Source organism: Roseateles violae (assembly GCF_030410485.1).
GTDB classification, from domain to species: domain Bacteria; phylum Pseudomonadota; class Gammaproteobacteria; order Burkholderiales; family Burkholderiaceae_C; genus Roseateles_D; species Roseateles_D violae.
The window spans coordinates 205336-230859 of sequence record NZ_JAUHHC010000002.1 but is presented as its reverse complement, the minus strand read 5'-3'; the positions used below and the strand labels follow the sequence as shown (position 1 = coordinate 230859).

General features: G+C 68.2%; 20 protein-coding genes. 7 read left to right on the top strand and 13 right to left on the bottom strand.

What is annotated here, in order from left to right:
• Positions 1–29 precede the first annotated feature (29 nt).
• Positions 30–1097, top strand: coding sequence for a TMAO reductase system periplasmic protein TorT (gene torT / locus QWJ38_RS06625; protein WP_290358269.1), 1068 nt, complete (start codon positions 30–32; stop codon positions 1095–1097).
• Here torT and QWJ38_RS06620 read toward each other — a convergent pair.
• From QWJ38_RS06620 to QWJ38_RS06600, 5 genes are read right to left on the bottom strand one after another with little or no spacing between them, the layout of a single operon-like run.
• On the bottom strand, positions 1084–1335 hold the full coding sequence (locus tag QWJ38_RS06620; RefSeq protein ID WP_290358965.1) for a MoaD/ThiS family protein: 252 nt from the start codon (positions 1333–1335) through the stop codon (positions 1084–1086). The genes torT and QWJ38_RS06620 overlap by 14 nt on opposite strands.
• Positions 1335–2546, bottom strand: coding sequence for a molybdopterin molybdotransferase MoeA (locus QWJ38_RS06615; protein WP_290358268.1), 1212 nt, complete (start codon positions 2544–2546; stop codon positions 1335–1337). Before QWJ38_RS06615 ends, QWJ38_RS06620 begins: the two co-directional genes overlap by 1 nt.
• Positions 2539–3933 carry a threonine synthase gene (gene thrC / locus QWJ38_RS06610; RefSeq protein ID WP_290358267.1) on the bottom strand — a complete coding sequence of 465 codons (1395 nt, stop codon included), beginning with the start codon at positions 3931–3933 and terminating at the stop codon, positions 2539–2541. The genes QWJ38_RS06615 and thrC overlap by 8 nt, the downstream gene beginning before the upstream one ends.
• Positions 3930–5240 (bottom strand): homoserine dehydrogenase, encoded by a 1311-nt coding sequence (locus QWJ38_RS06605; protein ID WP_290358266.1) that lies wholly within the window; start codon positions 5238–5240, stop codon positions 3930–3932. Before QWJ38_RS06605 ends, thrC begins: the two co-directional genes overlap by 4 nt.
• A 24-nt stretch (positions 5241–5264) precedes the next feature.
• Positions 5265–6491: a pyridoxal phosphate-dependent aminotransferase gene (locus QWJ38_RS06600; protein WP_290358265.1), complete on the bottom strand. Its 1227-nt coding sequence runs from the start codon at positions 6489–6491 to the stop codon at positions 5265–5267.
• A 111-nt stretch (positions 6492–6602) separates the two neighbouring features.
• Between QWJ38_RS06600 and QWJ38_RS06595 the strand changes: the two genes are divergently transcribed.
• The 4 genes from QWJ38_RS06595 to QWJ38_RS06580 all read left to right on the top strand — a co-directional run bounded on the left by QWJ38_RS06595 (position 6603) and on the right by QWJ38_RS06580 (position 10439).
• Positions 6603–6992, top strand: coding sequence for an Mth938-like domain-containing protein (locus tag QWJ38_RS06595; RefSeq protein WP_290358264.1), 390 nt, complete (start codon positions 6603–6605; stop codon positions 6990–6992).
• Positions 6993–7087: 95 nt separating this feature from the next.
• A complete protein-coding gene (locus QWJ38_RS06590; protein ID WP_290358263.1) occupies positions 7088–7564 on the top strand; it encodes a peroxiredoxin in 477 nt (158 codons plus the stop codon).
• A gap of 268 nt (positions 7565–7832) precedes the next feature.
• Positions 7833–9539, top strand: a complete 1707-nt coding sequence (locus tag QWJ38_RS06585) for a PhoH family protein (RefSeq protein WP_290358262.1) — start codon at positions 7833–7835, stop codon at positions 9537–9539.
• Positions 9540–9602: 63 nt separating this feature from the next.
• Entirely contained in the window at positions 9603–10439 is an 837-nt protein-coding gene (locus tag QWJ38_RS06580) for an HAD family hydrolase (protein ID WP_290358261.1), read from the top strand.
• A gap of 21 nt (positions 10440–10460) precedes the next feature.
• On the opposite strand, the gene QWJ38_RS06575 is transcribed toward QWJ38_RS06580, so the two are convergent.
• The 6 genes from QWJ38_RS06575 to QWJ38_RS06550 form a co-directional block, all read right to left on the bottom strand.
• Positions 10461–10970, bottom strand: coding sequence for a YidB family protein (locus QWJ38_RS06575; RefSeq protein ID WP_290358260.1), 510 nt, complete (start codon positions 10968–10970; stop codon positions 10461–10463).
• 107 nt (positions 10971–11077) lie between these two features.
• Entirely contained in the window at positions 11078–12505 is a 1428-nt protein-coding gene (gene mdtD / locus QWJ38_RS06570; protein ID WP_290358259.1) for a multidrug transporter subunit MdtD, read from the bottom strand.
• A gap of 96 nt (positions 12506–12601) precedes the next feature.
• The gene (locus QWJ38_RS06565) at positions 12602–16198 is read right to left on the bottom strand and encodes an alpha-1,6-glucosidase domain-containing protein (protein WP_290358258.1); all 3597 of its coding nucleotides are present in this window, start codon (positions 16196–16198) and stop codon (positions 12602–12604) included.
• A 174-nt stretch (positions 16199–16372) separates the two neighbouring features.
• Positions 16373–17356 carry a Bug family tripartite tricarboxylate transporter substrate binding protein gene (locus QWJ38_RS06560; protein WP_290358257.1) on the bottom strand — a complete coding sequence of 328 codons (984 nt, stop codon included), beginning with the start codon at positions 17354–17356 and terminating at the stop codon, positions 16373–16375.
• Between the two features lie 203 nt (positions 17357–17559).
• Entirely contained in the window at positions 17560–19536 is a 1977-nt protein-coding gene (locus QWJ38_RS06555) for a M3 family metallopeptidase (protein ID WP_290358256.1), read from the bottom strand.
• 135 nt (positions 19537–19671) lie between these two features.
• Positions 19672–21579, bottom strand: a complete 1908-nt coding sequence (locus tag QWJ38_RS06550) for a propionate--CoA ligase (protein ID WP_290358255.1) — start codon at positions 21577–21579, stop codon at positions 19672–19674.
• Between the two features lie 471 nt (positions 21580–22050).
• On the opposite strand from QWJ38_RS06550, the gene QWJ38_RS06545 reads away from it, so the two are divergent.
• Positions 22051–22635 (top strand): C40 family peptidase, encoded by a 585-nt coding sequence (locus QWJ38_RS06545; protein WP_434063959.1) that lies wholly within the window; start codon positions 22051–22053, stop codon positions 22633–22635.
• A 16-nt stretch (positions 22636–22651) separates the two neighbouring features.
• On the opposite strand, the gene QWJ38_RS06540 is transcribed toward QWJ38_RS06545, so the two are convergent.
• Positions 22652–23155 carry an LEA/WHy family protein gene (locus QWJ38_RS06540; protein ID WP_290358253.1) on the bottom strand — a complete coding sequence of 168 codons (504 nt, stop codon included), beginning with the start codon at positions 23153–23155 and terminating at the stop codon, positions 22652–22654.
• A gap of 84 nt (positions 23156–23239) precedes the next feature.
• Between QWJ38_RS06540 and QWJ38_RS06535 the strand changes: the two genes are divergently transcribed.
• A complete protein-coding gene (locus QWJ38_RS06535) occupies positions 23240–23644 on the top strand; it encodes a PPC domain-containing DNA-binding protein (protein WP_290358252.1) in 405 nt (134 codons plus the stop codon).
• Here the strand turns inward: QWJ38_RS06535 and QWJ38_RS06530 are convergent.
• Positions 23631–25499: a methyl-accepting chemotaxis protein gene (locus tag QWJ38_RS06530; protein ID WP_290358251.1), complete on the bottom strand. Its 1869-nt coding sequence runs from the start codon at positions 25497–25499 to the stop codon at positions 23631–23633. The genes QWJ38_RS06535 and QWJ38_RS06530 overlap by 14 nt on opposite strands.
• Positions 25500–25524: the final 25 nt, after the last annotated feature.

The following is a 25524-nucleotide window of genomic DNA, read 5'->3' as shown; positions in this document are numbered from 1 at the left end:
AACGCCCGTCCTGTGTCACAGTCGGCAGCATGACGCGCCGCCCTCGCCCGCTCGCCCTGCTGCTGCTGGGCCTGGCGTTTTCGGCGGCCGAGGCCGCCGCGCCGACCATCGAGGTGATCGCCGACGGCCATCCGCAGCGCCATGCGCTGCTGGAGCGCGCGGCCCGGCCCTGGCGCATCTGCGCGCTGCTGCCGCAGGGGCGCGACAAGTTCTGGTGGGGCGTGTCCTGGGGCCTGGCGGACCAGGCGCAGCGCCTGGGCGTCGAGCTGGGCATCTATATCGCCGAGACCTATACCGATCTGGCCGGCCAGAAACGCCACTGGGCCGAATGCCGCGCACGCGGCGCCGAGGCCTATTTGGTCGCCGCCGTCAGCCCCGGCGGGCTCAACGAGGAGATTGCCTCGGCCATGGCCGAGGGCCGGCCGGTGATCGATCTGATCAACGGCCTCGGCGCCGCGGTGAGCAGCCGTTCGATCAGCGACTCGCGCGCGCTGGGCGCGATGGCGGCCGACTATCTGCTGCGCGATGCCGGGCCGCGCAAGGTCAGCGCCGCCTGGTTCGCCGGCCCGCCCGATGCCGAATGGGCCAACGAGGCCGAGCGCGGCTTTCTGGAGCGCCTGCGCGGCCGGCCGGTCGAGGTGCGCCTGGGCGGGCGTGGCTCCACCGATCTGCAGAACCAGTCGACCCTGGTGCGCGCGCATCTGGCGCAGGCCGGCGCGCCCGACTATCTGGTCGGCAATGCGGTGGCGGTCGAGTTTGCCGCGCGGCTGGTCGCACGTCGGCCACCGCCGCGCCCGCGCCTGATCGCCTATTACGCGACCGAGGAGATGCTGGCCCGCATCGCCAGTGGCGAGGTGCTGGCCGCGCCGACGAATCAGCCGGTCGTGCAGGCCCGCATCGGCCTGGACCTGGCCGTGCGCGCGCTGCAGGGGCTGCCGGTGCCGCAGAAGATCAGCGTCGCCGCGCTGATGATAGACCGCAGCAATCTGGCCCAGCTGGACCGCTCGGTGCTGATGGCGCCGGCCGGCGAGCGCCTGCTGCACCGGCCCTTGCCCGCCGCTTCGGCCGCGGCGGCCGCCCCGCTCAGCCCCCGGTGACCGGCGGAAAGAAGGCCAGCTCGTCGCCGGCCGCGAGCTGCGCGTCCTCGCCGCACATCTGCTTGTTGAGCGCGCAGCGCAGCGCGCGGCCGCGCGCCAGGCGCTCGGCATGGGCGCCGCCGCGTGCGATCAGCCGCTCGCGCAGCGCGCCGACGCTCAGGCCCTCCTCGACCTCCAGGCTTTCGCCGGGCCCCAAAGCCTCGCGCAGCGAGGCGAAATAGCGCAAGGTGATGCGGATCACGACAGCAGCTCGTTGAACGGCAGGAAGGCGACGCTGTCGCCGGCGGCAATCGCCTGGCCGGCCGGGTTGTCGACCAGGCCGTCACCCCAGACCGCCGAGCTCAGGACGCCCGAGCTCTGGCTGGGAAACAGCGCCAGTCCGCCGGTCTCGTTCAGCCGCGCGCGCAGGAATTCGCGCCGCCGGTCGGGTTTCGGCCAGGCGAAGTCCGCGCGCAGCGTGTAGGTGCGCGGCGCCAGGCGTGTGGCGCCCTGCAGGCGCAGGATCACCGGCCGCACCAGCAGCAGGAAGGTTACGAAGCTGGACACCGGGTTGCCGGGCAGGCCGATGAAATGCGCATCGGCGACGCGGCCATAGGCCAGGGGCTTGCCGGGTTTCAGCGCGATTTGCCAGAGGTCCAGCCGGCCCTCGGCCTGCACGGCCGGACGCAGATGGTCCTCCTCGCCGACCGAGACGCCGCCGGAGCTGATGATCAGGTCCGCTTGCGAAGCCGCCTCGCGCAGCGCGGCGCGGGTCGCGTCCAGCTTGTCGGGCACGATGCCCAGGTCGACCACCTCGCAGCCCAGGCCCTCGAGCAGGCCGCGCAGCATGAAGCGGTTGCTGTTGTAGATCGCGCCCGGCTTCAGCGGCTCGCCGGGCATCACCAGCTCGTCACCGGTCGAGAACAGCGCGACCCGCGGCCGCGCCGCCACGCTCAGCTGCGCCGCGCCGACCGAGGCGGCCAGGCCCAGCGCCGCGGCGTCGAGCTTGTGGCCGGCGCTCAGCACCGTGCTGCCCTTTTGCACATCCTCCCCGCGGCGGCGGATGTGCTGGCCCGGCCGCAGATCGGCCGGCACGCGCACCCGGCCCTCGCCGGCCTCGCACTGCTCCTGCATCACGACGCAGTCGGCACCCGGCGGGATGGGCGCGCCGGTGAAGACGCGCGCCGCCGTGCCCGGCGCCAGTTGCGCCGGCACCGTGCCGGCAGGAACGCGCTGGCTGATGGGCAGCCAGCCCAGCGCCTCATCGGCGGCGCGCAAGGCATAGCCGTCCATCGCCGTGTTGTCGGCCGGCGGCACATCCAGCTGCGAGACGACATCGGCGGCCAGCACCCGGCCCAGCGCCTCGGCGGTCGGCAGCGACTGCTGGCGGCCCAGCGGGGCGACGGCGCCAAGCAGGCGCTGCAAGGCCTCGTCCAGGCTTTGCAGCGGCGGACGGACGGGCTCAGACATGGGCGGCAATGAAGGCCTTGATGGCGGCCGTGTCGACAGGCATCTGCGTCACCCGCTTGGGCAGGGCCTCGATGTGTTCGAGGCCGGCCGGCCGCGGCGGCTCGATGTCCAGCGCCTCGCGGATGGTCGCGGCGAACTTGGCCGGCAGCGCGGTCTCCAGCACCAGCATCGTCACGCCCGGCTCGCGCCATTGCAGCGCCACCTTCAGGCCATCGGCCGTGTGCGTATCGATCAGCTGGCCGTATTGCCGGTAGCAGGCCCGAATCGTCGCCAGCCGGTCCGCATGCGTGCTGGAGCCGGAGACGAAGCCAAAGCCGGCGATGCGCGCCTTCTCGTCGGCGTCGAGCGCGAAGCCGCCGGCCTGGCCGAACAGCGCCTTGACGCGCGCGCCGTCGCGGCCCAGCAGATCGAAGACGAAGCGCTCGAAATTGCTGGCCTTGGAGATGTCCATCGAGGGGCTGGAGGTCTCGTGCGTGTCGGCCGTGCCGCGCGGGCGGTAGACGCCGCTGCGGAAGAACTCGTCAAGCACGTCGTTCTCGTTCGTCGCGACGACCAGCTTCTCGATCGGCAGACCCATCATGCGCGCGACATGGCCGGCGCAGACATTGCCGAAATTGCCCGAGGGCACGGTGAAGCTGACCTTCTCCGCATTGCCCTTGGTCGCATAGAGATAGCCGGCGAAGTAGTACACGACCTGGGCCAGCAGTCGCGCCCAGTTGATCGAGTTGACGGTGCCGATCTTGTACTTGCGCTTGAAATCCAGATCGTTGGACACCGCCTTGACGATGTCCTGGCAGTCGTCGAACACGCCCTCGACGGCGATGTTGTGGATGTTGGCGTCCTGCAGGCTGAACATCTGCGCCTGCTGGAAGGGGCTCATGCGGCCCTGCGGGCTCAGCATGAAGACATGGACGCCCTGCTTGCCGCGCATCGCGTACTCGGCCGCGCTGCCGGTGTCGCCCGAGGTCGCGCCAAGAATATTCAGTTGTTCGCCACGCCGGCCCAGCTCGTACTCGAACAGTTGGCCCAGCAGCTGCATCGCCATGTCCTTGAAGGCCAGGGTCGGGCCGTTGGACAGCGCCTGCAGGGCCAGGCCCGGCTCCAGCGGCTTCAGGGGCGTGATCTCGGGCGTGCCGAAGACCTCGGCCGTGTAGGTGCGCTGAACGATGGAGCGCAGGTCCTTGGCCGGGATGTCGTCGATGAACAGCGACAGGATCTCGAAGGCCAGCTCGGCATAGGACAGGCCGCGCCACCGGCTCAGGGTCGCGTCGTCGACCTGCGGATAGGCGACCGGCAGATAAAGCCCGCCATCGGGCGCCAGGCCTTCGAGCAGGATCTCGCAGAAACGGCGCTCGGTCCGGTCGCCGCGGGTGCTGATATACCTCACGCCAGTTCTTCCTTGCGCAGGCGCACGATGGGCGCCAGCACCGTCGGCAGCGCCTGCATCTGGGCCAGCGCCTTGTTCATCCGGCCCTCGGCCGTCTCGTGCGTCAGGATGATCAGATCGGTCTGGTTCTCGCCCTCGGCCGCCTCGCGCTGCAGCACCGCGTCGATCGAGATGTCGTGCTCGGCCAGGATGGTGGTCACCCGCGACAGCACGCCGGCCTGGTCGGCCACGCGCAGGCGCAGGTAGAAGCTGGTCTGCACCTCGGCCATCGGCAGGATGGGCGTGTCGTTCATCGCATCCGGCTGGAAGGCCAGATGCGGCACGCGGTGGTCGGGGTCGGCGGTGGCCAGGCGGGTGATATCGACCAGGTCGGCGACGACGGCCGAGGCGGTCGGCTCGGCGCCGGCCCCCTTGCCGTAGTAGAGCGTGGTGCCGACCGCATCGGCCTGGACGACGACCGCGTTCATCGCGCCCTCGACATTGGCAATCAGGCGCTGGGCCGGGATCAGGGTCGGGTGCACGCGCAGTTCGACCCCCTGCTCGCGGCGGCGGGCAATGCCCAAGAGCTTGATGCGGTAGCCCAGCTGCTCGGCGTACTTGATGTCGGCGGCCTGCAGCGCGGTGATGCCCTCGACATGGGCCTTCTCGAATTGCACCGGGATGCCGAAGGCGATGGCGCTCATGATGGTCGCCTTGTGGGCGGCGTCGATGCCCTCGATGTCGAAGCTCGGGTCGGCCTCGGCATAGCCCAGGCGCTGCGCCTCCTTCAGCACGGTGCCGAAGTCCAGGCCCTTGCTGCGCATCTCCGACAGGATGAAGTTGGTCGTGCCGTTGATGATGCCGGCGATCCACTCGATGCGGTTGGCGGTCAGCCCCTCGCGCAGCGCCTTGATGATGGGGATGCCGCCGGCCACGGCCGCCTCGAAGGCAACGATGACGCCCTTGGCATGGGCCGCGGCGAAGATCTCGGTGCCATGCACGGCCAGCAGCGCCTTGTTGGCGGTGACGACATGCTTGCCGGCGGCAATCGCTTCCAGCACCAGGGACTTGGCCACGCCATAGCCGCCGATCAGCTCGACCACGATGTCGATCTCGGGATTGGCGATCACCTTGCGGGCATCGTCGACGACCTCGCAGGCATCGCCGACGATGCTCTTGGCGCGGGCGGTGTCCAGATCGGCCACCATCGCGATCTCGATGCCGCGGCCGGCGCGGCCGCGAATCTCTGCCTGGTTGCGGCTCAGCACATGGAAGGTGCCGCTGCCGACGGTGCCGATGCCCAGAAGGCCGACTTTGATCGCTTTCATTGGATTCTCAATTCTGGATAAGGTTCAACGCCCATGACGCTTGCGGTAATGCGCCAGGAAGCGGTCGATGCGCCCCACCGCTTCCCGAAGGTCCTCGGAGTTGGGCAGGAAGACGAGACGGAAGTGATCGGGGGCTATCCAGTTGAAACCCGTCCCCTGCACGATCAGCACCTTTTCCTCGGCCAGCAGCTCGTAGGCAAACTGCTGGTCATCCTCGATCGGGTAGATCTTGGGGTCCAGGCGGGGGAACATATAAAGCGCCGCTTTCGGCTTGACGACGCTGACGCCGGGAATCTGCGTCAGCAATTCATAGGCGAGATCGCGCTGGCGGCACAGGCGGCCGGCGGGCGCGACCAGGTCCTTGATGCTCTGGTAGCCGCCCAGGGCGGTCTGGATCGCCAGCTGGCCCGGCGTGTTGGCGCACAGGCGCATCGAGGCCAGCATGTTCAGGCCCTCAATATAGTCCTTGGCATGGCGCTTGTCGCCGGAGACGATCATCCAGCCGGCGCGGTAGCCGCAAGAGCGGTAGTTCTTGGAGAGGCCGTTGAAGGTGACGACCAGCACGTCCTCGGCCAGCGAGGCGATGCTGGTGTGCACATTGCCGTCGTAAAGCGTCTTGTCGTAGATCTCGTCGGCAAAGATGATCAGCTGGTGCTGGCGCGCCAGCTCGACGATCTCCAGCAGCACGCTGTCCGGATACAGCGCGCCGGTCGGGTTGTTCGGGTTGATGACGACGATGCCCTTGGTATTGGGCGTGATCTTGCTGCGGATGTCGGCCACATCGGGCATCCAGTCGGCCTGCTCGTCGCAGACATAGTGGATTGGCGAGCCGCCGGCCAGGGCCACCGAGGCGGTCCACAGCGGATAGTCGGGCGCCGGCACCAGAATCTCGTCCCCGCTGTTGAGCAGCGCGTTCATGCTCAGGGTGATCAGTTCGGAGGCGCCGTTGCCGAGGTAGACATCGTCGATCGTGACGCCGGCGATCTTCTTTTCCTGGCTGTAGTGGACGACCGATTTGCGCGGCGCGAACAGGCCTTTTGAATCGGTGTAACCGGCCGCCGCGGGCAGGTTGCGTATCATGTCCTGGACGATTTCGTCGGGCGGCTCGATGCCGAAGGCGGCGATATTGCCGATATTCAGCTTGATGATCTTCTGCCCCTCCTCCTCCATCGCGCGCGCCTTGTCGAGCACGGGTCCGCGGATGTCGTAACAGACATTGGCCAGCTTGCTGGACTTGGCGATGGGCTTCAAGAAGGGCTCCTGTGACGCAGCGATCGTTGAGGGGGCGGGAAGCGGAATTTAAACACAGGGTTTGCGCCAATCCTCCCGGGAGCGTGGCGCCAGCCTTCTCAATTGACGACGATGAAGTTTCAACTGGACGAGCCGCAGGGCGGCAACAGCATTTCCCGCCATGACGGCCAGTGCGTCTGGGTCAACGGCCAGCCGCACCGGCAAAGCCTGCTCGTGCCCTGGCGCGGCGAGGTGCAGACCTGGAACGTGAAGCGCTTCGAGGAACTCGGCGAAGCGCATTTCCAGCAGATCCTGACGCTGAAGCCGGAACTGGTCGTGTTCGGCAGCGGCGCCAAGCTGCGCTTTGCCAATCCGCGGCTTTACCGCGGCCTGATCGAGGCGCGCATCGGCATCGAGACCATGGATCTGGCGGCCGCCTGCCGTACCTACAACGTGCTGGCCAGCGAGGGGCGCGCGGTGCTGGCCGCCCTGCTGATCGACGATTCGGCCCCGGCCGCGTAAGGTCTTCCCCCCTAAGTGGCGGATCGGTCTATTGCTGTTCGACGTATAATCGCTGGCTATTGCCCCCTCGGGGCACATCATCTCCAGAACGACACATGACGCCAGCGCTCAACAAACCTCTCCCGGAAATTGAAGCTCTTGCCACCGGCGGTGTGAAGTTCACACCGCACACCTTCCTCGGCCAAGCCGTGGTGCTGTACTTCTACCCCAAGGACAACACGCCCGGTTGCACGACCGAGGCGATGCAGTTCCGTGACCGTCACAAGGACTTCGTCAAGGCCGGCGCCGTCGTGCTGGGCGTGTCCCGCGACAATATGGCCTCGCACGAGAAGTTCAAGCAGAACCTCGAGTTGCCCTTCGAGCTGATCGCCGACACCGAAGAAAAGCTCTGCCATATGTTCGGCGTGGTCAAGAACAAGATCATGTACGGCAAGAAGGTCAAGGGCATCGAGCGCTCGACCTTCCTGATCGACGCCCAGGGCGTGCTGCGGGCCGAATGGCGCGGCATCAAGGTCGCCGGCCATGTGGACGAGGTGCTGAAGGCGGTCAAGTCGCTGAAGGCCGCGGCCTGATCGGCTGAACGCCCGGCTCGGGGCCCCTGCCCGAGCGTTCCAGTATCACCGCAAAGCCGGTCCGGATTTCGTCCCGACCGGCTTTGTTGCGTTCGCACCGCGCGGGACTTCGCTCACGATGCCGCCGGCCGCTTTATGCATAATGGGCCCATGCCCGAGAGTCTGGAAGTTCACCCAATCGAAGCAAGCCGCACAGCCGTCTGTGCGGCTTTTTGCTTTTTTGGGGCTCGCGGGCTAGTTTGTGACTTCAGCCCGCAGCACCCCACACATGCCACTGCCCAAAGCCCCGACCAAACGCGCCAGCCGCCTCGAGTCCTCTGCCTTTGAAACGACGCTGGCGGTCAGCAAACCGAACCCCGCCCGCAAACCCTCCGCTGCGAAATCCCCGGCGCCGCCGCCCAGCCATGGCGCGCCGATGCTGAAACTGGCCAGCAGCGCCCCGCTGCCCCAGGCCTCCGCGGCCGCGCCGGCGCTGTATGCCCCGGCCAGCCGGCCGGCCGTCACCGCCCTGCCGCCGGCGCCGAAGCTGGAAAAGGCGACACGCGCGAAGACGCCCAGACGCGCGGCCACCGAGACGCCCAAGCTCTTCGTGCTCGACACCAATGTGCTAATGCACGACCCGATGTCGCTGTTCCGCTTCGAGGAGCACGACATCTACCTGCCGATGATCACGCTGGAGGAGCTGGACGGCCACAAAAAAGGCATGACCGAGGTCGCCCGCAATGTGCGCCAGGTCAGCCGCGAGCTCGACGCGCTGGCCGCCGGCCTGAAGAGCAGCAGCATCGAGGAGATGGCCAAGGGCCTGCCGCTGGAAGGCACCGGCCACCGCGAGGCGCTGGGCAAGCTCTTCTTCCAGACCCAGCTGGTCGACATGCCCTTGCCCCAGGGCCTGCCCCAGGGCAAGGCCGACAACCAGATTCTCGGCGTGGTGCAGGCGCTGAAGGCGCAGCAGCCGGAGCGCGAGGTCGTGCTGGTGTCCAAGGACATCAATATGCGGATCAAGTGCCGGGCCCTGGGCCTGGCCGCCGAGGACTACCGCAACGACAAGACGCTGGAAGACTCGGACCTGCTCTACACCGGCGTCCAGCAGCTGCCGGCCGACTTCTGGGAGCGCCATGGCAAGACCATGGAGAGCTGGCAGCAGGGCGGCGTCACCTTCTATCGGATCAACGGTCCGCTGGTGCCGACGCTGCTGATCAACGAACTGGTCTACCTCGAGGCGCCCGGCGCGACACCGCTCTACGCCAAGGTGCTGGAGATCACCGGCAAGACGGCCGTGCTGCGCACCTTGAAGGACTACGGCAACCAGAAGCATTCGGTCTGGGGCATCACCGCGCGCAACCGCGAGCAGAACTTCGCACTGAACCTGCTGATGGATCCGGACTGCGACTTCGTCACCCTGACCGGCACGGCCGGCACCGGCAAGACGCTGATGACGCTGGCCGCCGGCCTGTCCCAGGTGATGGATGACCGCCGCTACAGCGAGATCATCGTCACCCGCGTGACCGTGCCGGTCGGCGAGGACATCGGCTTCCTGCCCGGCACCGAGGAAGAGAAGATGAGCCCCTGGATGGGGGCGCTGGACGACAACCTCGAGGTGCTGGCCCGCGGCGGCACTGGCACCGCCGGCGAATGGGGCCGCGCGGCGACCAACGACCTGGTGCGCAGCAAGATCAAGATCAAGAGCCTGAACTTCATGCGCGGCCGCACCTTTTTGAACAAGTTCGTCATCATCGACGAGGCGCAGAACCTGACGCCCAAGCAGATGAAGACCTTGATCACCCGCGCCGGCCCCGGCACCAAGATCGTCTGCCTGGGCAATCTGGCCCAGATCGACACGCCCTATCTGACCGAGGGCAGCTCGGGCCTGACCTACGCGGTCGACAAGTTCAAGGGCTGGGCCCATAGCGGCCACATCACCTTGGCGCGCGGCGAGCGCTCGCGCCTGGCGGACTTCGCTTCCGAGGTGCTCTAAGCTCTCTGAACGTTTCCGCCGTACCGACACCCCGGGCCGCGGCCCGGGGTTTTTCATTCAGCCATGACGCTTTACGTTTCCGATCTCGACGGCACCCTGCTCGATCCGCAGGCCCAGCTGTCCGCAAGGACCCGCGCGGGCCTCGCCCGCCTGCTTGACGAAGGCCTGGTCTTCACCGTGGCCAGCGCCCGCCATGTGGTCTCGATCGCCAAGATCCTCGAAGGCCTGCCGCTGCGGCTGCCGGTGATCTCGTCCAACGGCGCCTATATCAGCGATATGCGCAGCGGCCGGCACGAGCTGGTCAATGCGATGGAGCCGGCGCTGGCCCAGGGCATCTACGCGCTGATGCGCCGCCTGGGCCATCGGCCCTTCGCCGCCACCCATGGCCCGCTGGGCGACCGGCTCTTCTACCAGGATGCCGAGAACGAGGGCCAGCAGGCCTTCGTCGAGCAGCGCCTGCGCAACGCCGACCCGCGGCTGCGGCGCAGCGAAGACATCGCCCGCGAGCTGGCCGATCCGGTCGTCACCTTCGTCGTCATCGACCGCGTCGAGCCGCTACAAGCCCTGCAGGCCGAGATCGCGGCGCTGTGCGGCGATGCGGTCGAGACCCATCTGGCCGAGGACCTCTACCTGCCCGGCTGGCCCTGGCTCAGCGTGCACGACCGCCGCGCCAGCAAGGACCAGGCGATCAAGACCCTGGCCCAGCGCTACGGCCTGGCCGAGCGCGAGATCGTCGTCTTCGGCGACCATGTCAATGACCGCACGATGCTGCGCGCCGCGCACCGCGGCATCGCCGTCGGCAATGCCATCGAGGAGCTGAAGCAGCTCGCCCACGCGGTGATCGGCCCGCACCACGAGGACAGCGTCTTGCGCTTCATCGAGGGCGACTGGCGGCGCTGAAACGCGCCGCCTCCAGTGGGTTCAGCGCCCCAGCAGTTGACCCAGCAGCCCGCCCAGGTCGTCCTCATGCGGCAGCTGCCCCTGCGGCGACAGCCGGTCGACGACCTCGGGCAGCAGGCGGCTCAGCTGATGGCTGGCCTCGGCCTGCGAGACGCCGGCCTGCTGGGCCAGATCGCCGATCACGTCCATGCCCAGCGCGGCGCTCAGCTGATCGCCGCTGACCGGCTGGTTGGCGCCGGTCGAGACCCAGGACTGCACCTGCTCGCCGAGGCCGCCGGCCTGCAGCTGCTGCAGCAGGCCGCCCAGCCCGCCGAGGCCGGCCGCGGCACCGAGACCGCCCTGCGCGCCAAGGCTGCCCAGCCCGCCCTGGCCGAAGCCGCTGGCCGCGCCGCCGCGGCTGTTCACCAGCAGCGTCATGATCAGGCCGGCCCAGTCGACCCCGCCGCCTTGCCCCTGGGGCATTCCCTGCTGGGCCGTCTGGCCGCCCATCGCCTGCTGGGCCGCGCCCAGCAAGGAATCCAACAGACCCATCGCAACTCCTTGTTCGATCTGCGCGGAAAACCCCGCCGGGCGATTGTGAACTGCGCGCTTGAAATCTCCGCCGCGGTGACCCCGCCGCCAGTGCGCCCTCTGCCGCCCTACTCCTCGCCGAAGGTGCTTGCCTGCGCCTTGCTGCTGCCTTCGTGGCGACGCAGCTGCGCGAAGATGAACGAGGCCAGGGCCGCCATCGCGCCAACGGACAGATAGGTGGCATGAAAGGCCGGCAGCAAGACCGCGGCCGGCGCCGCGTCATGCAAGCTGGTCCCGGAAAACAGCAGCAGGAAGAGGCTGGAGCTGGCCACACCCAGGCTCATCGACAGCTGCATGACGACCGACAGCAGGCTGTTGCCGCTGCTGGCCGTGTGCTCGTCCAGATCGCCCAGGGTCAGCGCGTTCATCGCGGTGAACTGCAGGCTGTTGATCATGCCGAACAGGCCCAGGTGCAGGGCCAGCGACCAGGGCGTGGTCGTCGCGTCGATCAGCGCGAAGCTGGCGATCATCAGACCCAAGAGCAGGGTGTTGGCGATCAGCACGCGGCGGTAGCCGGCGCGCTGGATCAGCCGGGTCGCCAGGGTCTTGGTCAGCATCGCGCCGAGCACCGTCGGGATCATGGCCAGGCCCGCCTGGCTGGGCGCATAGCCCAGGCCCAGCTGCAGAAACATCGGCGTCAGGAAGGGTGTCGCGCCCGAGCCCAGGCGGGCGAAGATATTCCCGATGATGCCGATGCGGTAGCTGGGGATGCGAAACAGCGCCATCTCGAACAGCGGCCGGCTGCTGCGCGCCGCATGCAGCCAGTAGGCCGCCATCGCCGCGCTGCCGGCGATCAGGAGCAGGATGGACAGGGCCGTGCCGACGACATGCTCGCCCAGGCCCTGCAGCGCCAGCGAAAGCAGCATCAGGCCGAGGCTGAAGAGCAGATAGCCGATCCAGTCGAAGGCGGCCGGCACCGCGCGCCTGAGCTGCGGCATGAAGCGCCAGCTGGCCCAGACGCCGATCGCGCCGACCGGCAGATTGATCAGAAAGATCCAGTGCCAGCTGACGTACTCGACCAGCACGCCGCCCAGGGTCGGGCCCAGCAGCGGGCCGATCAGGCCGGGAATGGCAATGAAGCTCATCACCGGCAGGAACTCCTCGCGCGGAAAGACGCGCAGCACGGCCAGCCGCCCGACCGGCACCAGCAGCGCGCCGCCGACGCCCTGCACGACGCGGGCAGCGACCAGCAGGTTCAGCGAAGGACTCAGCGCGCAGGCCAGCGAGCCCAGGCTGAACAGCGCGATCGCCCACAGGAACAGCGTGCGCGTGCCGAAACGGTCGGCCAGCCAGCCCGAGGCCGGGATCAAGAGCGCGACGGTCAGCATGTAGGCGATCACGGCTGACTGCATGCGCAAGGGGTTCTCGCCCAGATCCCGCGCCATGCCCGGCAGCGCCGTGTTGAGGATCGTCGTGTCCAGCGTCTGCATGAAGAAGGACAGCGCCACGACCCAGGGCAGGAAGCGACGGGTGGACGGGTCGAGCTCGGCGGTCATCGGCCGAGTATCGCGGCTGCGGCCGGGCCCGAGAATCCTGCGAGCGGCCGCCGCCACGGCGACCGCTTCGCAGCGCCTACTTCATGACCCGGGCTTTCACTGCGCCGCCGCCGGGCGGGCAACGAAGACCACCGCCGTGCGGGCCGGCAGATTGAAGCTGCCACTGGCACGGTCGAACTGCGCCTGCCGCGCGCGCTGGTCCGCAGCGCCCATGGCCTGGTGCACCGGGTGCAGCTCCAGCGCATGGCCGGCCAGCACCGGCAGCGTCAGCTGCTTGGGCGCCTTGTCGACATTGACCAGATAAACCAGCTCGTCGAATTGGGCACCGGCATAGCCGACCCCGTTCACGCGACCGACCAGCACCGTCGCCTCCTGCGCCGAGCCGGTGTTCAGGAACGTCAGCCGAGCCTTGATGTCCTCCGCCGTGCGCAGGCGCAGCAGGGTCGTGCTCTTGCGGATCTTCAGCAGATCGCGGAAGGCGTCGCGGGTCCAGGCGATGTCGGCCGGCGTCGGCTTGATCAGCGGATTGGCCAGCAGCGGGCGGGCGAGCGCCCAGTTGTCGGCGTTGTCGCGCGCCGGCGGCAGGCCGACGCCGAAGTTGTTGTCCTGGTAGCTCCAGTCCAGCTTGTTGAACCAGTCCCCGCTGTCGTAGCTGTTGCGGTCCAGGCTCTTGCTGCGCAGGGTGTCGACGCCGGCGTGGAAGTAGGCGACGCCCTGGCTGAAGGCATTGATCGCGCTGGCCAGGATCTGCACGCGGGCGCGGTCCTCGCGAGAGGTCGCCACGGGCAGGCGGAAGGCATTGTTGTCGAACAGGCTCAGGTTGTCGTGGTTCTCCACATAGTTGACCACCTCGCCCGGCTCCAGCACCCAGCCGGCGGGGATGCCGCCCACATCGATCTGTTCCAGGCGCAGGTTCGCGTCCCAGCTGGTCTGCATCTGGAAGCTGCGGATCGAGCCGGCCAGCGAGGCCTTGATGCGATCGGCCTGCCACATCAGCTCGCCGCGGCTCTGGTTGCCGTTGCTGCCGTTGGAGTCGTAGAAAAAGCCGTTCACATAGCCCTGGTTGGCGACGAGGGCGTTGCCGCTGTCGCAGCAGCCGCCGCCGCGCACCGCGTCGCGGATCAGCGGGTTGAAGCTGCCGATGCCGGAGCCGTTCAGCGACAGCATCTCCGCCTGCACGAAGCGCGCGCCATTGGCCACCTCGCCGAAGTTCCAGCCCTCGCCGAGGATCTGCACCTTGCGGCCGGCCGCCGCCTCGACGCGGGCCTTCAACGCCTCCATCACCGAGCGGGGATGGTGACCCATGATGTCGAAGCGCAGCGAGCTGATGCGGTAGTCGCGCGTCCAGGTGACGGCCGAGTCCAGCATCAGCTTGGCCATCATCAGGTTTTCGGCGGCCGTGTTCTCGCAGCAGGTCGAGCGCTCGATGCCGCCGACGGCGTTGAGGCGGTAGTAATAGCCGGGCACGATCTTGTCGAGCACCGAGGCCGTGTTCTGGCCCGAGGCGCTGGTGTGGTTGTAGACCATGTCCATGCCCACGCGCAGGCCGGCCGCGTTGAGCGCCTGCACCATGCGGCGGAACTCGACGATGCGCGCCAGCGGCTCGTTGGCATTGCTCGAATAGCTGCCCTCGGGCGTCGTGAAATGCCAGGGGTCGTAGCCCCAGTTGAAGCAGTCGCTGCCGGCGGTGGCGGCCACCGTGGCCTGCTGCGATTCGCTGTCCGGTGCGCCGCTGGGCGAAGGCGTCACGCAGCTCTTCTCGTTGACGCTGGCGATGTCGAAGACCGGCAGCAGATGCACATCGGTCAGGCCGGCCGCGGCCAGCGCGGCCAGGTGCTTCATGCCGTTCGAGCCGCTCTCGGTGAAGGCCAGGTACTTGCCGCGTTTGGCGGCGGGCACCGTCGCGTCGTTGATCGAGAAGTCGCGCACATGCAGCTCGTAGATGCTCATGTCCGAAGGCGCGGCCACCGTCGCGGGCGGCGCATCCTGGTCCCAGCCTTGCGGCTTGGTCTGCTGTGAGTTCAGATCGACGACCACGCTCTGCTGGCTGCCCAGGCCCAGGCCCAGCGAATAGGGATCGGTGACCAGGTTCTTCACCAGGCCCACGCCCTTGACGAAGACCTGCACCTGATAGCGGTAGCTGGCGCCTTGCAGATGTCCGTTCTTCGTCAGGCTCCAGACGCCGGTGGCGGCGTCGCGGATCATCGGTTCGATGGAGCTGCGGGCGACCGGCGCATTGCCGTTGATCGGCATCGTCAGCAGCAGGGACACGGACTGCGCCGTCGGCGCCCAGAGCTTGAAGCTGGTGCTGCCCGGCGTGGCGACCGCGCCCAGGTCGGGCACGCTGTTGGCGGCGGCGTAGAGATCGTCGAGCGCGCCGGCGACCTGGGCCGTCGTCGCGTTCTGCACCTTGCCATTGGCGTCCTCCTGCACCAGCACCAGTTGCTGCTGGTGCAGCGCCGGCAGGCGGGCGATGTCGGCCACCCGCACGCTGAAGACGGTGCCGCTGCCGACGTACTTGAAGCGCTGCGCATCGGCGGCCGGTACCGTGCCGCCAAAGGCATCGAGCGTGATATAGCCATCGGCGCCCTGCACCGGCGCATCGAGCGCGACGCTGATCTGGCCGGTGGCCGAGTGGTAGAGGCGCACGGAGCCGGCGGTCGCGATGCGCGGCCACTTGAGCAGCGACCTGTTCAGCCAGACCGCGCGCGCATCGGTGCTGGAGACCTGGCGCAGATCGGGCGGCGCGGTGTAGACGGTGGCGTCGCGCTCGAGCAGCCAGATATGGCCGATCTGGTTCTGCACCGTCAGCGCGCCGTATTCGACGCGGATATTGTTGTCGCGGCCATCCTTGTCGTTCTCGTTGGGCGGCATGCCGTGGATGATGAACTCGAGGCCCTTGCGGTTGACGTCACCCTGCGGGTTCAGCACCGGGATGTCGAACACGAGCTCGCCGTCGCCGCTGGCATAGCCAGGCATGGCGGCCAGCGCGACGGGCTGGTTCCAGCGGTCGATCTGCAGGCCGGCCGGCAGGCGCGAGACGTCCAGGCCGCTGCCGTTCCACAGATGCAGGCCCCAGGCGCTGTAGGCGCCGTCGAAGCGCTTGTAGTGCACCCGCACGGTCTTGATATCGGGCACCGGCAGCAGCAGCGGGTTGCTGGCGTAGTTGGTGCCGTCGCCCTGCAGACGCCAGATCTCGTTGGCGCCGGACTGCAGCACATAGCTCTGATCCGCGCCGCCGTTGTCCTTGTCATCGCCCTTGTGGAAGAGGAAGCCGACCGTGCCGCTGCCCGACGCCAGCGGCACGTCGTAGTACGCGCCAAAGTCGTCGCTGCCCGAGGCGTTCCAGCCGCCGTTCCAGTTCGGGCTCTGGGCGGCATTCCAGGTGTGGATCTGCCAGCCGCCGTAGTCGCCGCTATTACGACGGTAGTGGATGCGCAGCGAGGTGGCCGGTGCGCCGGGCGTGGCGGCGGCGGCGATCCTGGCGCGCGGCTGCTCCTGCGGCGCCGGCACGCCGGCCAGCAACTCGACGCCGCCGTCGCCGGCCGAGTCGGCGGGCCCGATGCGGCCTGCCTGCTGCAGCGCGTCGGCTCCGCCGCCGCAGCCCGTCATCAACAGCCCGCTGACGCCCAGCGCCGCCAAAGCCATCACCCGTCGCGCCCGGCGCGCGAAACCGTCTGCCCATGCCTGCATGTCAGCACTCCTTCAAAGGTGTGCGCATGCTATTGAAGCAAAACTACAAGCGAAAGCTGGTGGAATCCCTGTGACTTTCTACCGGCCACAGCAGTCATAGCCCTGCCTTACTGGCATTTGCTGGTCTTGGCATCCCTGGAATGTAGTTTTACTAACAACACCAAGAGGCTAGACTCAATCCACCGTCGCGCCGCTGTCCTTAACGATCTTGGCCCACTTCGGCAGCTCATCCTTGACCAGGGCGGCGAACTGCTCGCTGGTGGCGAGGAAGGGCTCGCAGCCGACGGCGGCAAGCTTCTCCCGGGTCTCGGGCATGGCCAGCACCTTGGCCACCGCCTCATGCAGCTGCGCGACGATGGCCTTGGGCGTGCCGGCCGGCGCGAACAGGCCGTACCAGGGGGTGGAGCCGAAGCCCTTGATGGTCTCGCCTATGGTCGGCGTGTCGGGCAGCGCCGACACGCGCTTCTCGTTGACCACGCCCAGCACCTTCAGCTTGCCGCTCTTGATGAAGGAGATCGACGAGGGCAGGCTTTGCACGCTCAGCTGCACTTGGCCGCCGACCAGATCGGTCACCGCGGCCGAGGCGCCCTTGTAGGGCACATGGGTCAGCTCGATGCCGGCCGCCTTGCCCAGCATCTCGCCGATCAGGTGGTTCAGGGTGCCGTTGCCGGCCGAGGCGATCGTGTACTTGCCCGGCGCCGCCTTGGCCGCCGCGACGAACTCGCTGACGTTCTTCGGCGCAAAGCTGTTGGTCGCGACCAGCACATAGCCGGCCGTCGCCACCGGCGTGATCGGCTCGAAGTCCTTGATCGGGTCGAAGCCGACGCTCTTGTACAGCGTTGGATTGATCACATGCGCGCTGTTGACGGTCAGCATCAGCGTGTAGCCGTCATTTTTACCCTTGGCCGCCGCGGCCGTGCCGATATTGCCGCCGGCACCCGGCTTGTTGTCGACGATGAACTGCTGGCCCAGCGCCTCGCCGAGCTTTTGGGTAACGATGCGCGCGATCGTGTCGTTGGCCCCGCCCGGCGCCTGCGGCACGATCACCGTGACCGGCTTGCTCGGGTATCTGTCCTGGGCTCGCGCCGGGCCGGCGGGGACGAGCAAGGCGGCCAGCAGGTAGGCGGCGGCAGCGGCATGGCGACGGATAGCGGTCATCGGACGTCTCCTGGTGTCGGTTGGCAAAGCGGGGGCTCGCGGGCCGATTGTTCGGACATCGCCCGCTGCTGGGAATGACCAAGTTCGGAGAACAGCTTTCGCCGACGGTGAAAGCGCACGCACCCCCGGCACGAAGCAAAACGCCGGTCGATGACCGGCGTTTTGCTGCGCTGGAGCGGGTGGCCCAGCGGATGGCGGCTTGCTTACTGCTTGCGCAGATCCTCGAAGAAGGCCTTGGAGTTCCAGTCGCGGCCGAGGAAGTCCGTCACCAGTTCCGGCGCCGGACGCTGGCTGCCCTGGCCGAGCACCTTGTTGCGGTAGTCGAGGCCGATGCCGGGGCTCAGCTTGTCGTCCTTGAAGGCGGTGCGCAGGTCCATCGCCAGCACCAGGCTCCACAGATAGCCGTAGTAGCCGGCGCCGTACTGCGCGGTCAGGTGCGCGAAACCGGCCGGGAACTTGCTGCCCTTCTCGTGGCCCAGCGGCGTCTCGCCCTCCATCTTGGCCCACAGGGCCAGCGGATCGGGCACGACCGGGCCGTGCAGGGCCAGGTCATAGCTGGCGTACAGATGCTGGCGGCCGTAGCGCGTGCCCTTGGCGAAGTTCTTCGCCTTGACCGCCTGGTCGACCATGGCGTCGGGCACCGGCTTGCAGCTCGCGCAGACCTCGCTCATCAACTTCAGGACCTTCTTGTCGAAGACCCAGTCCTCCAGCATCTGCGACGGTGCCTCGACGAAGTCCTGCATCACCGAGGTGCCGGCCTGGGCCGCATAACGGGTATTGGACAGATTGTTGTGCACCGCATGGCCCAACTCGTGCAGCAGGGTCTCGACCTCGTCGATGGTCAGGCCCTTGCGGTCGAAGTTGACGACCAGGGCCGCCACCGGCGTGCGGCCGAGCTTGCTGCTGCTGCCGCGCAGCGACCAGACCGCCGCGTGGTTGTACTTACCCTCGCGCGGGTAGAGGTCGACATACATCTGCGCGATCGGCTTGCCGCTGGCCGCATCGCTGACCACATAGGCCTGCGTCTCAGGATGCCAGAGCTCGGCGGCCACCTTGGTATAGCGCACGCCCATCAGCTTCTCGATCACGCGCATGGCGAAGGCCAGCGTCTGCTCCGGCGGGAAGTAGGGGCGGAAGGCTTCCTGGTCGACGCTGTAGCGCTCGCGGCGCAGGCGCTCGGAGTAGTAGCTGGCGTCCCAGCGCTTGATCTCGGTCGATGCCAGCGGCGTGCCCAGGTGCTTGGCCTTGGCCGCGCGCAGCTCGACCAGATCGGCGCGCTCGCCCTCGATCACGGTGCTCTTGACCTCGTCGAGGAACTTCCAGGCGGTGCTGCCGTCTTTGGCCATCTTGCGGCGCAGATTGAAGTCCACATAGTTGGCAAAGCCGAACAGCGCCGCGTACTCATGGCGCAGGCTCGCGATCTCGTGCAGGAGCTTGAGGTTGGCGTCGCCGCCCTCGTTGACCTTGGCCCACCACATCTTCTCGCGCGTGCTGCCCAGCTCGGCCGACTGCAGCACCGGCACATAGCTCGGATAGTCGACACCCAGCACATAGCGGCCTTGTTCGTCGCGCTTGGCGTTCTTCCAGACGTTCTCGGGCACGCCTTTCAGCTCGGCCTCGCTGAAGGCCACCTTGACGCCGGCCTCGCGGATGTTCTTGTTGAACTGCTGGTCGATCTCGGTGATGCGGTCGAGGATCTTCTTTGCGCGCTCGCGTTTGGCGGCCGGCAGCGCGACGCCGCCGTCCTCGAAGTCGCCGATCGCCACGCGCAGCAGCTCGCGCTCGATCGCATCGGCGGCCGGTGCGGCCTTCATCGCCTGGTAGAGCTTCTCGTTCTGCTTCAGGCTGGAATTGAAGTCGGCCCAGCGCAGCGAGCAGGCCTGGGCCGCATCGCGCAGCGCCTTGTCCGGGTGCACGTATTGCAGGAAGTCGATCGAGTTCTGCGCGTCCTCCGCGGCCGCGTAGAAGGCATCGTAGGCGGCGATCCAGCCGGCGTCGACCGCGCGGCCTTCCAGCGCGGCCAGCTGCTTGCTCGTCGCCGCCAGGCCTTCGTCGCAGCGCGCTTTGATCTCGTCGGCCGACTTGAACTTGGGGAACGCCGGCGCCGGCATGGTCTGCGCGATCGCACCGGCGGCCAGCACGGCCAGGCAGGCGGCCGACAACAGGGTCTTGGTCTTCATCCGTCTCACTCCGTTTCTTGCGGTCTTGTCCTTGCCGCGGCCGGATGCCGCGGGCATGCGCGCGGATTGTGCCGCGGGAATGCGGCGGCAGGCCGCGCTTGCGACGGACTGCCGATCGCGAGGGATCAAGCGCGCTCAGCCGGCCAGCAGTTCGCGGATCTGCTGCAGCGCCGCGGGATCCTCGATCGTCGTCAGATCGCCCGGATCGCGGCCCTCGGCCACCGCCTGGATCGCGCGGCGCAGCAGCTTGCCCGAACGGGTCTTGGGCAGCACGCCGACGAAGCGCACCCGCGCCGGCCGCGCCAGCGCGCCGAGTTGCTGGTCGACGACCTTCATGATCTCGCCCTCCTGGCGCAGGGCCAGCTCGGGCGTGGCCGCCTGGGACGGATCCTTCAGCACCGCGAAGGCCAGCGCGACCTGGCCCTTCAGCGCATCGGCGACGCCGACGACGGCGACCTCGGCCACGTTCGGATGGCCGGCGATGCTTTCCTCGATCTCCCGAGTGCCGAGCCGATGGCCGGCCACATTGATCACGTCGTCGGTGCGTCCGAGGATGAAGTAATAACCGTCGGCATCGCGCAGGCCCCAGTCGAAAGTCGAATAGACCTGGCGACCGGGGATGCTGGACCAGTAGGTGGAGACGAAGCGCGCATCGTCGCGCCAGACGGTCTGCAGGCAGCCCGGCGGCAGCGGGCCCTCGATCGCCAGCACGCCCTTGCGGTTGGGCTCGGCGAGCTCCTCGCCGCTGTTCTCGTCCAGCAGCTTGACCTGGTAGCCGTACATGGCCATGCCGGGCGAGCCGAACTTGCTGGCGCGCGGCGCAACGCCGGGCAGATGGTTGGCCAGCGAGAGGATGGGCCAGCCGGTTTCGGTCTGCCAGTAGTTGTCGACGATGGGCACGCCCAAGGCGTCGGCGATCCAGCGCGCGGTCGGCTCGTCCAGCGGCTCGCCGGCCAGGAACAGCGCGCGCAAGGAACTCAGGTCGTACTTGCTCAGGTAGGCCGGATCCTGCTTCTTCAGCACCCGCACGGCGGTCGGCGCGCTAAACATCAGACTGACCTTGAAGCGCTCGACCAGCTGCCACCAGATGCCGGCATCGGGTCGCGTCGGCAGGCCCTCGTACATGATGGTCGCCATGCCTGCGATCAGCGGCCCGTAGACGATATAGCTGTGGCCGACGACCCAGCCGATGTCGCTGGTCGAGAAGAAGGTCTCGCCGGCGCGGCCGCCGAAGATGTGCTGCATGCTGGCCGCCAGCGCGACGGCATAGCCGCCGGTATCGCGCTGCACGCCCTTGGGTTTGCCGGTCGTGCCGCTGGTGTAGAGCGTGTAGCTGGGCGCCGTCGCGTCGAGCCAGACGCAGGGCAGGCGCGCACCGGCATGGCGGCGGCGCAGCTCGGCGTAGTCGAGATCCCGTTCGGCCACCTTGTCCATCGCCGCCAGACCGCGGTCGACCAGCAGCACGCGCCGCGGCTGGTGGCGGGACAGCCGCAAGGCCTCGTCCAGCAGCGGCTTGTACGGAATCACCTTGCCGCCGCGGCTGCCGGCATCGGCGCTGACGATCAGCACCGGCTCGGCATCATCGATGCGGCTGGCCAGGCTGCCGCTGGCGAAGCCGCCAAACACGACCGAGTGGATGGCGCCGATGCGCGCACAGGCCAGCATCGCAAAGGCCGCCTCCGGGATCATGGGCATATAGATCAGCACCCGGTCGCCCTGCGTCACGCCCTGTTCCCGCAGCATCGCGGCCATGCACTCGACCTCGGCCTGCAGCTGGGCGAAGCTGTAGATTCGCTCCTCGCCGACCTCGGTCGAGACCCAGATCAGCGCGTTCTCGCCCGGCCGCTCGCGCGCATGGCGGTCCACCGCGTTGTGACAGAGATTGGTCTGGCCGCCGACGAACCAGCGGGCGAAGGGCGGATTGCTGTAGTCGCAGATCTGCTGCGGCGCGCGCTGCCATTCGATGCCCTTGGCCTGCTCGGCCCAGAAGGCATCGCGCTCGGCAATCGAGCGCTGGTGGAATTGGGCGTAGTCGGTGGCCATGCGGCGGGCTCCAATGCGCGAGGAGAGAATGCCCGCGCATTTCATGGTCGGGGACTGACGAGAGGCTGACCGGCCCAGCGCGGCACTCGACATCACCCGGCGTGAAATGCTGCCGCCGGGCGAGCCACTCGGCGGCCGCCACACACGATCGGAAACATTCGGCGGCACCCGGCTGTGGTCCAATTCGGTATTAACCCTTGATCAAATCCGTAAGGCGGGTGCCCGGATGTAAATACGCCCAGGGCTTACCCGCAGATCACCGCCGCTTTGCTTGACGCTCCGAACAGCGGGCCCCTAAGCTGCGCGCCGAACGCCATGTCCGACGCCTGCCGCCGCTCCGCCCCCCTCTCCCATCCCCGCCTGCCCAGACTCTCGACGAGCCTCTGCGCCGTCGGCTTGGTGCTGGGCGCTGCGTTCGGGACGGCGCGGGCGCAACAGCAACAGCCCGCACAGCCGCCGGCCGGCATCATGATGGGCGCCTACGGGCAGAGCCTGCAGCAACAGCAGGTGCCGCTGCAAACAGCGCCCACGCCCCTGCCCGCCGCGACGGCCACCGATCCGGTCAGCCGCTTTCTGCAGGAACGCGGCGTGCTGGCGCAGGCCCAGGGTGAATCGAGCAAGCTGCTGGACCAGATGCGCGACACCGCCTCGGGCCTGGTGCTGTCGGCGATGAACTTCCTCGGCGTGCGCTACACGCGCGGCGGCAACACGGTCGAAAGCGGTTTCGACTGCAGCGGCTTCACCCGCCACATCTTCGAGCGCAGCGTCGGCCTGGTGCTGCCGCGGCGCGCCGACGAGCAGGCCAAGCTCTCCAGCCTGGTGCCTATCAAGAAGGAAGAACTGAAGCCCGGCGATCTGGTCTTCTTCAACACGATGCGCCGCACCTTCTCCCATGTGGGCATCTACGTCGGCGAGGGCAAGTTCATCCATGCGCCGCGCACCGGCAGCGCCGTGCGCGTCGAGGACATGCGCGAGGCCTACTGGGCGAAGCGCTTCACCGGCGCGCGCCGCGCCGATCTGGCCGGCAAGGCGGACGACTTCGGCCTGACGCGCTGAGCGATCGATTGCCCGCTCAGTCGCTGGCCGCGGCCGCGCCGGCTGTGGGCAGATTGAGTTCCCCGGCCGATTTGAAGTGGACGCTGCTGAAGGCGCTGCCGGCCAGCTTGCCGTTCATCTCGTAGACGATCCTGCCGCGGCGCTCGCTGCTGCTGCTGCTGTTGATGAAGCCCATCACCTGCCCGGCCATGCGCAGCGCCGACACGCTGACCGGCACCGCGATCACCGTCTCGCCGAAGCGCGGCACGGTGCCGCCCGCATCGCTGACGCCGGTGGCGAAGCCGCGGCCCTGCACCGTCATCTCGACCGACACGCCGTTGTAGTCGATCGGCTGGTCGTTCGGGTTCTGCACGCGCAGGCGCACCAGCATGCGCAGCTCCAGGCCCTCGCCCGGCAGCGATTCCACGCCGACCACCGTGACCGTCAGTGGATCGCGCGGCTGCAGTGCTGCGCAGCCGCCGGCCAGCAGCGTCGCCAGGGCCAGCATCAGCATCAAGAAAGGCCGGATCATCCTCGCCATGACAAGCTCCGTCGCGATGGGAATGCGGCTATCTTGCCTGATCGCAGCCGCGCCCGGCGGGAAGTTCGCGGCTATGCTTCTTGCATGACGACGCACCTCTTGCTGCCGCTGCGCCTGCGGCCCGGTGACGAACTGCGGCCGGCGATCGAGGCGGCCGTGTATGCGAGCGGCCACGGAGCGGCTTTCGTCGTCTCGGGCATCGGCAGCCTGGACCGCCTGCGTCTGCGCCTGGCCGGCGCCGAGACCCTGCTGAACCGCGACGCCGACTTCGAGATGCTGAGCCTGGCCGGCAGCATCGCCGCCAATGGCTCGCATCTGCACATCAGCGTCTCCGACGCCGCGGGCCAGGTCCTGGGCGGCCATGTGGCACCCGGCTGCCGCGTGCGCACGACGGCCGAGATCCTGCTGGCCTTGCTGCCGGGCCACCAACTCAGCCGCGAGCCGGATCCGGCGACCGGCTATGCCGAGCTGATGATCAGGCCAGCTTGAACACCGACATCAGCTCGTTCAGCCGCGCCGCCTGAATCTTGAGGCTCTCGGCCGCGGCGGCGCTTTGCTCGACCAGGGCAGCGTTCTGCTGCGTCACCGTGTCGAGCTGGGTCACCGCATCGCCGACCTGGGCGATGCCCTGGCTCTGCTCGACGCTGGCGGTGCTGATCTCGCCCATCAGGTCGTTGACGCGGGCCACCTGGGTGACGATCTCGGTCATCGCCGCGCCGGCGCTGCCGACCTGCTTGGCGCCGCTCTCGACGGTGGCGACATTGCGGCCGATCAGGTCCTTGATCTCCTTGGCGGCCTGGGCGCTGCGCTGGGCCAGGGTGCGCACCTCGCCGGCCACGACGGCGAAGCCGCGGCCCTGCTCGCCCGCGCGTGCCGCCTCGACGGCCGCGTTGAGCGCCAGGATGTTGGTCTGAAACGCGATGCCGTCGATCACGCCGATGATGTCGTTGATCTTGCGCGAGGCTTCGCTGATCTGCTCCATCGTCGCCACCACCTGGCCGACGACGATGCCGCCCTCGGCGGCGGCCGTGCGGGCGCTGGCGGCGATCTGGGCGGCCGAGCGGGCGGTGTCGGCGTTCTGCCGGACGGTGGCCGTCAGCTCGTCCATCGAGGCGGCCGTCTGCTGCAGATTGCTGGCCTGCTCCTCGGTGCGCTGCGACAGGTCGGTGTTGCCGATCGCGATCTGCGAGGAGCCGGTCGCGATCGACTCGGCGCTGGCCCGCACCTGGCGCACCAGCTCGGCCTGGGCCGAGACGAAGCGGTTGAAGGCCTCGCCGAGGCGGCCGACCTCGTCGCCGGTCTCGACCGCCATGCGGCGGGTCAGGTCGCCCTCGCCGTCGGCGATGTCGGCCAGCAGATCGGCGGCGCGGCGGATCGGCGCCGAGATCGCGCGGCTGATGACGAGGATCACCAGCAGCGCCACGCCACCGCCGACCAAGATCGCGACCAGGGTGGCGATCTGCAGGGCGCGGTTGACCGGGCCCAGCAGCTCCTGCGCCGGCACCTGGGCGATCACATAGGCGTTCAGCTCCGGGATCAGGGCCGAGGCGATGAAGCGCTCGCCGTCCTCGGCCTTGTAGCTGGCATGGGCGAAGGCCTTGCCTGCCAGCAGCTGGGCGGCCAGCTCGGCGTTCATGCCGGGCTGGTCCTTCAAGCCATGCTTGCCGTCGATCAGGGCCGGATCGCGGTGCATCAGGATCGTGCCGTTGGCGCGCACCAGAAAGGCGGAGCCGGTCTTGGCGATGCGGTAGTCGGCGATCGCCTTGCCCATGGCGTCGATCGAGAGCCCGACGCCGGCAATGGCCAGCTTGCTCCCGGGGGCCTCGGCCCGCGTGTTGATGAACAGCATATAGCTGCCCTGCGAGACGTCGCGGTCGATGTCCAGCGTGTAGGGCTTGCCGCTGTCGAGGAAGCCGTAGAACCACTGGTCCTTGTCGCTGATCTGGCGCTGCAGGCCATTCTCGCCCAGGTATTTGCCCGTGCTCTTGGAGATCCAGAACACCGTCGCGGCCTTCTGCTGCGCCTTCACCGCGCTGGCATAGGCCTTCCAGGCATCGAGCCCGGCGTCGGGCAGGCCGGCGGCCTCCCATTGCTGGACATAGCCGTTGGCGGCCAGCCCCAAGGCCGCCGTCAGCGGCTCGCTGAGTCGGCGCTGCACATCGGCGCGGATCGAGCCGACGGCGCTGGGCAACTCGTCGGCGACGACACGCTCGCGCACCGCATCGCCGATCAGCCAGACGCTGACGCCACCGGAGATGGCCGCGAACAGCAAGAGGCACAGGGCCAGGCTGGCGATCAGCTTGGGCTGGATCGAGAGATTGCGCAGTTTTTCTTTGATCGACATGGGCCTGATCCGGATGCCACAGGGG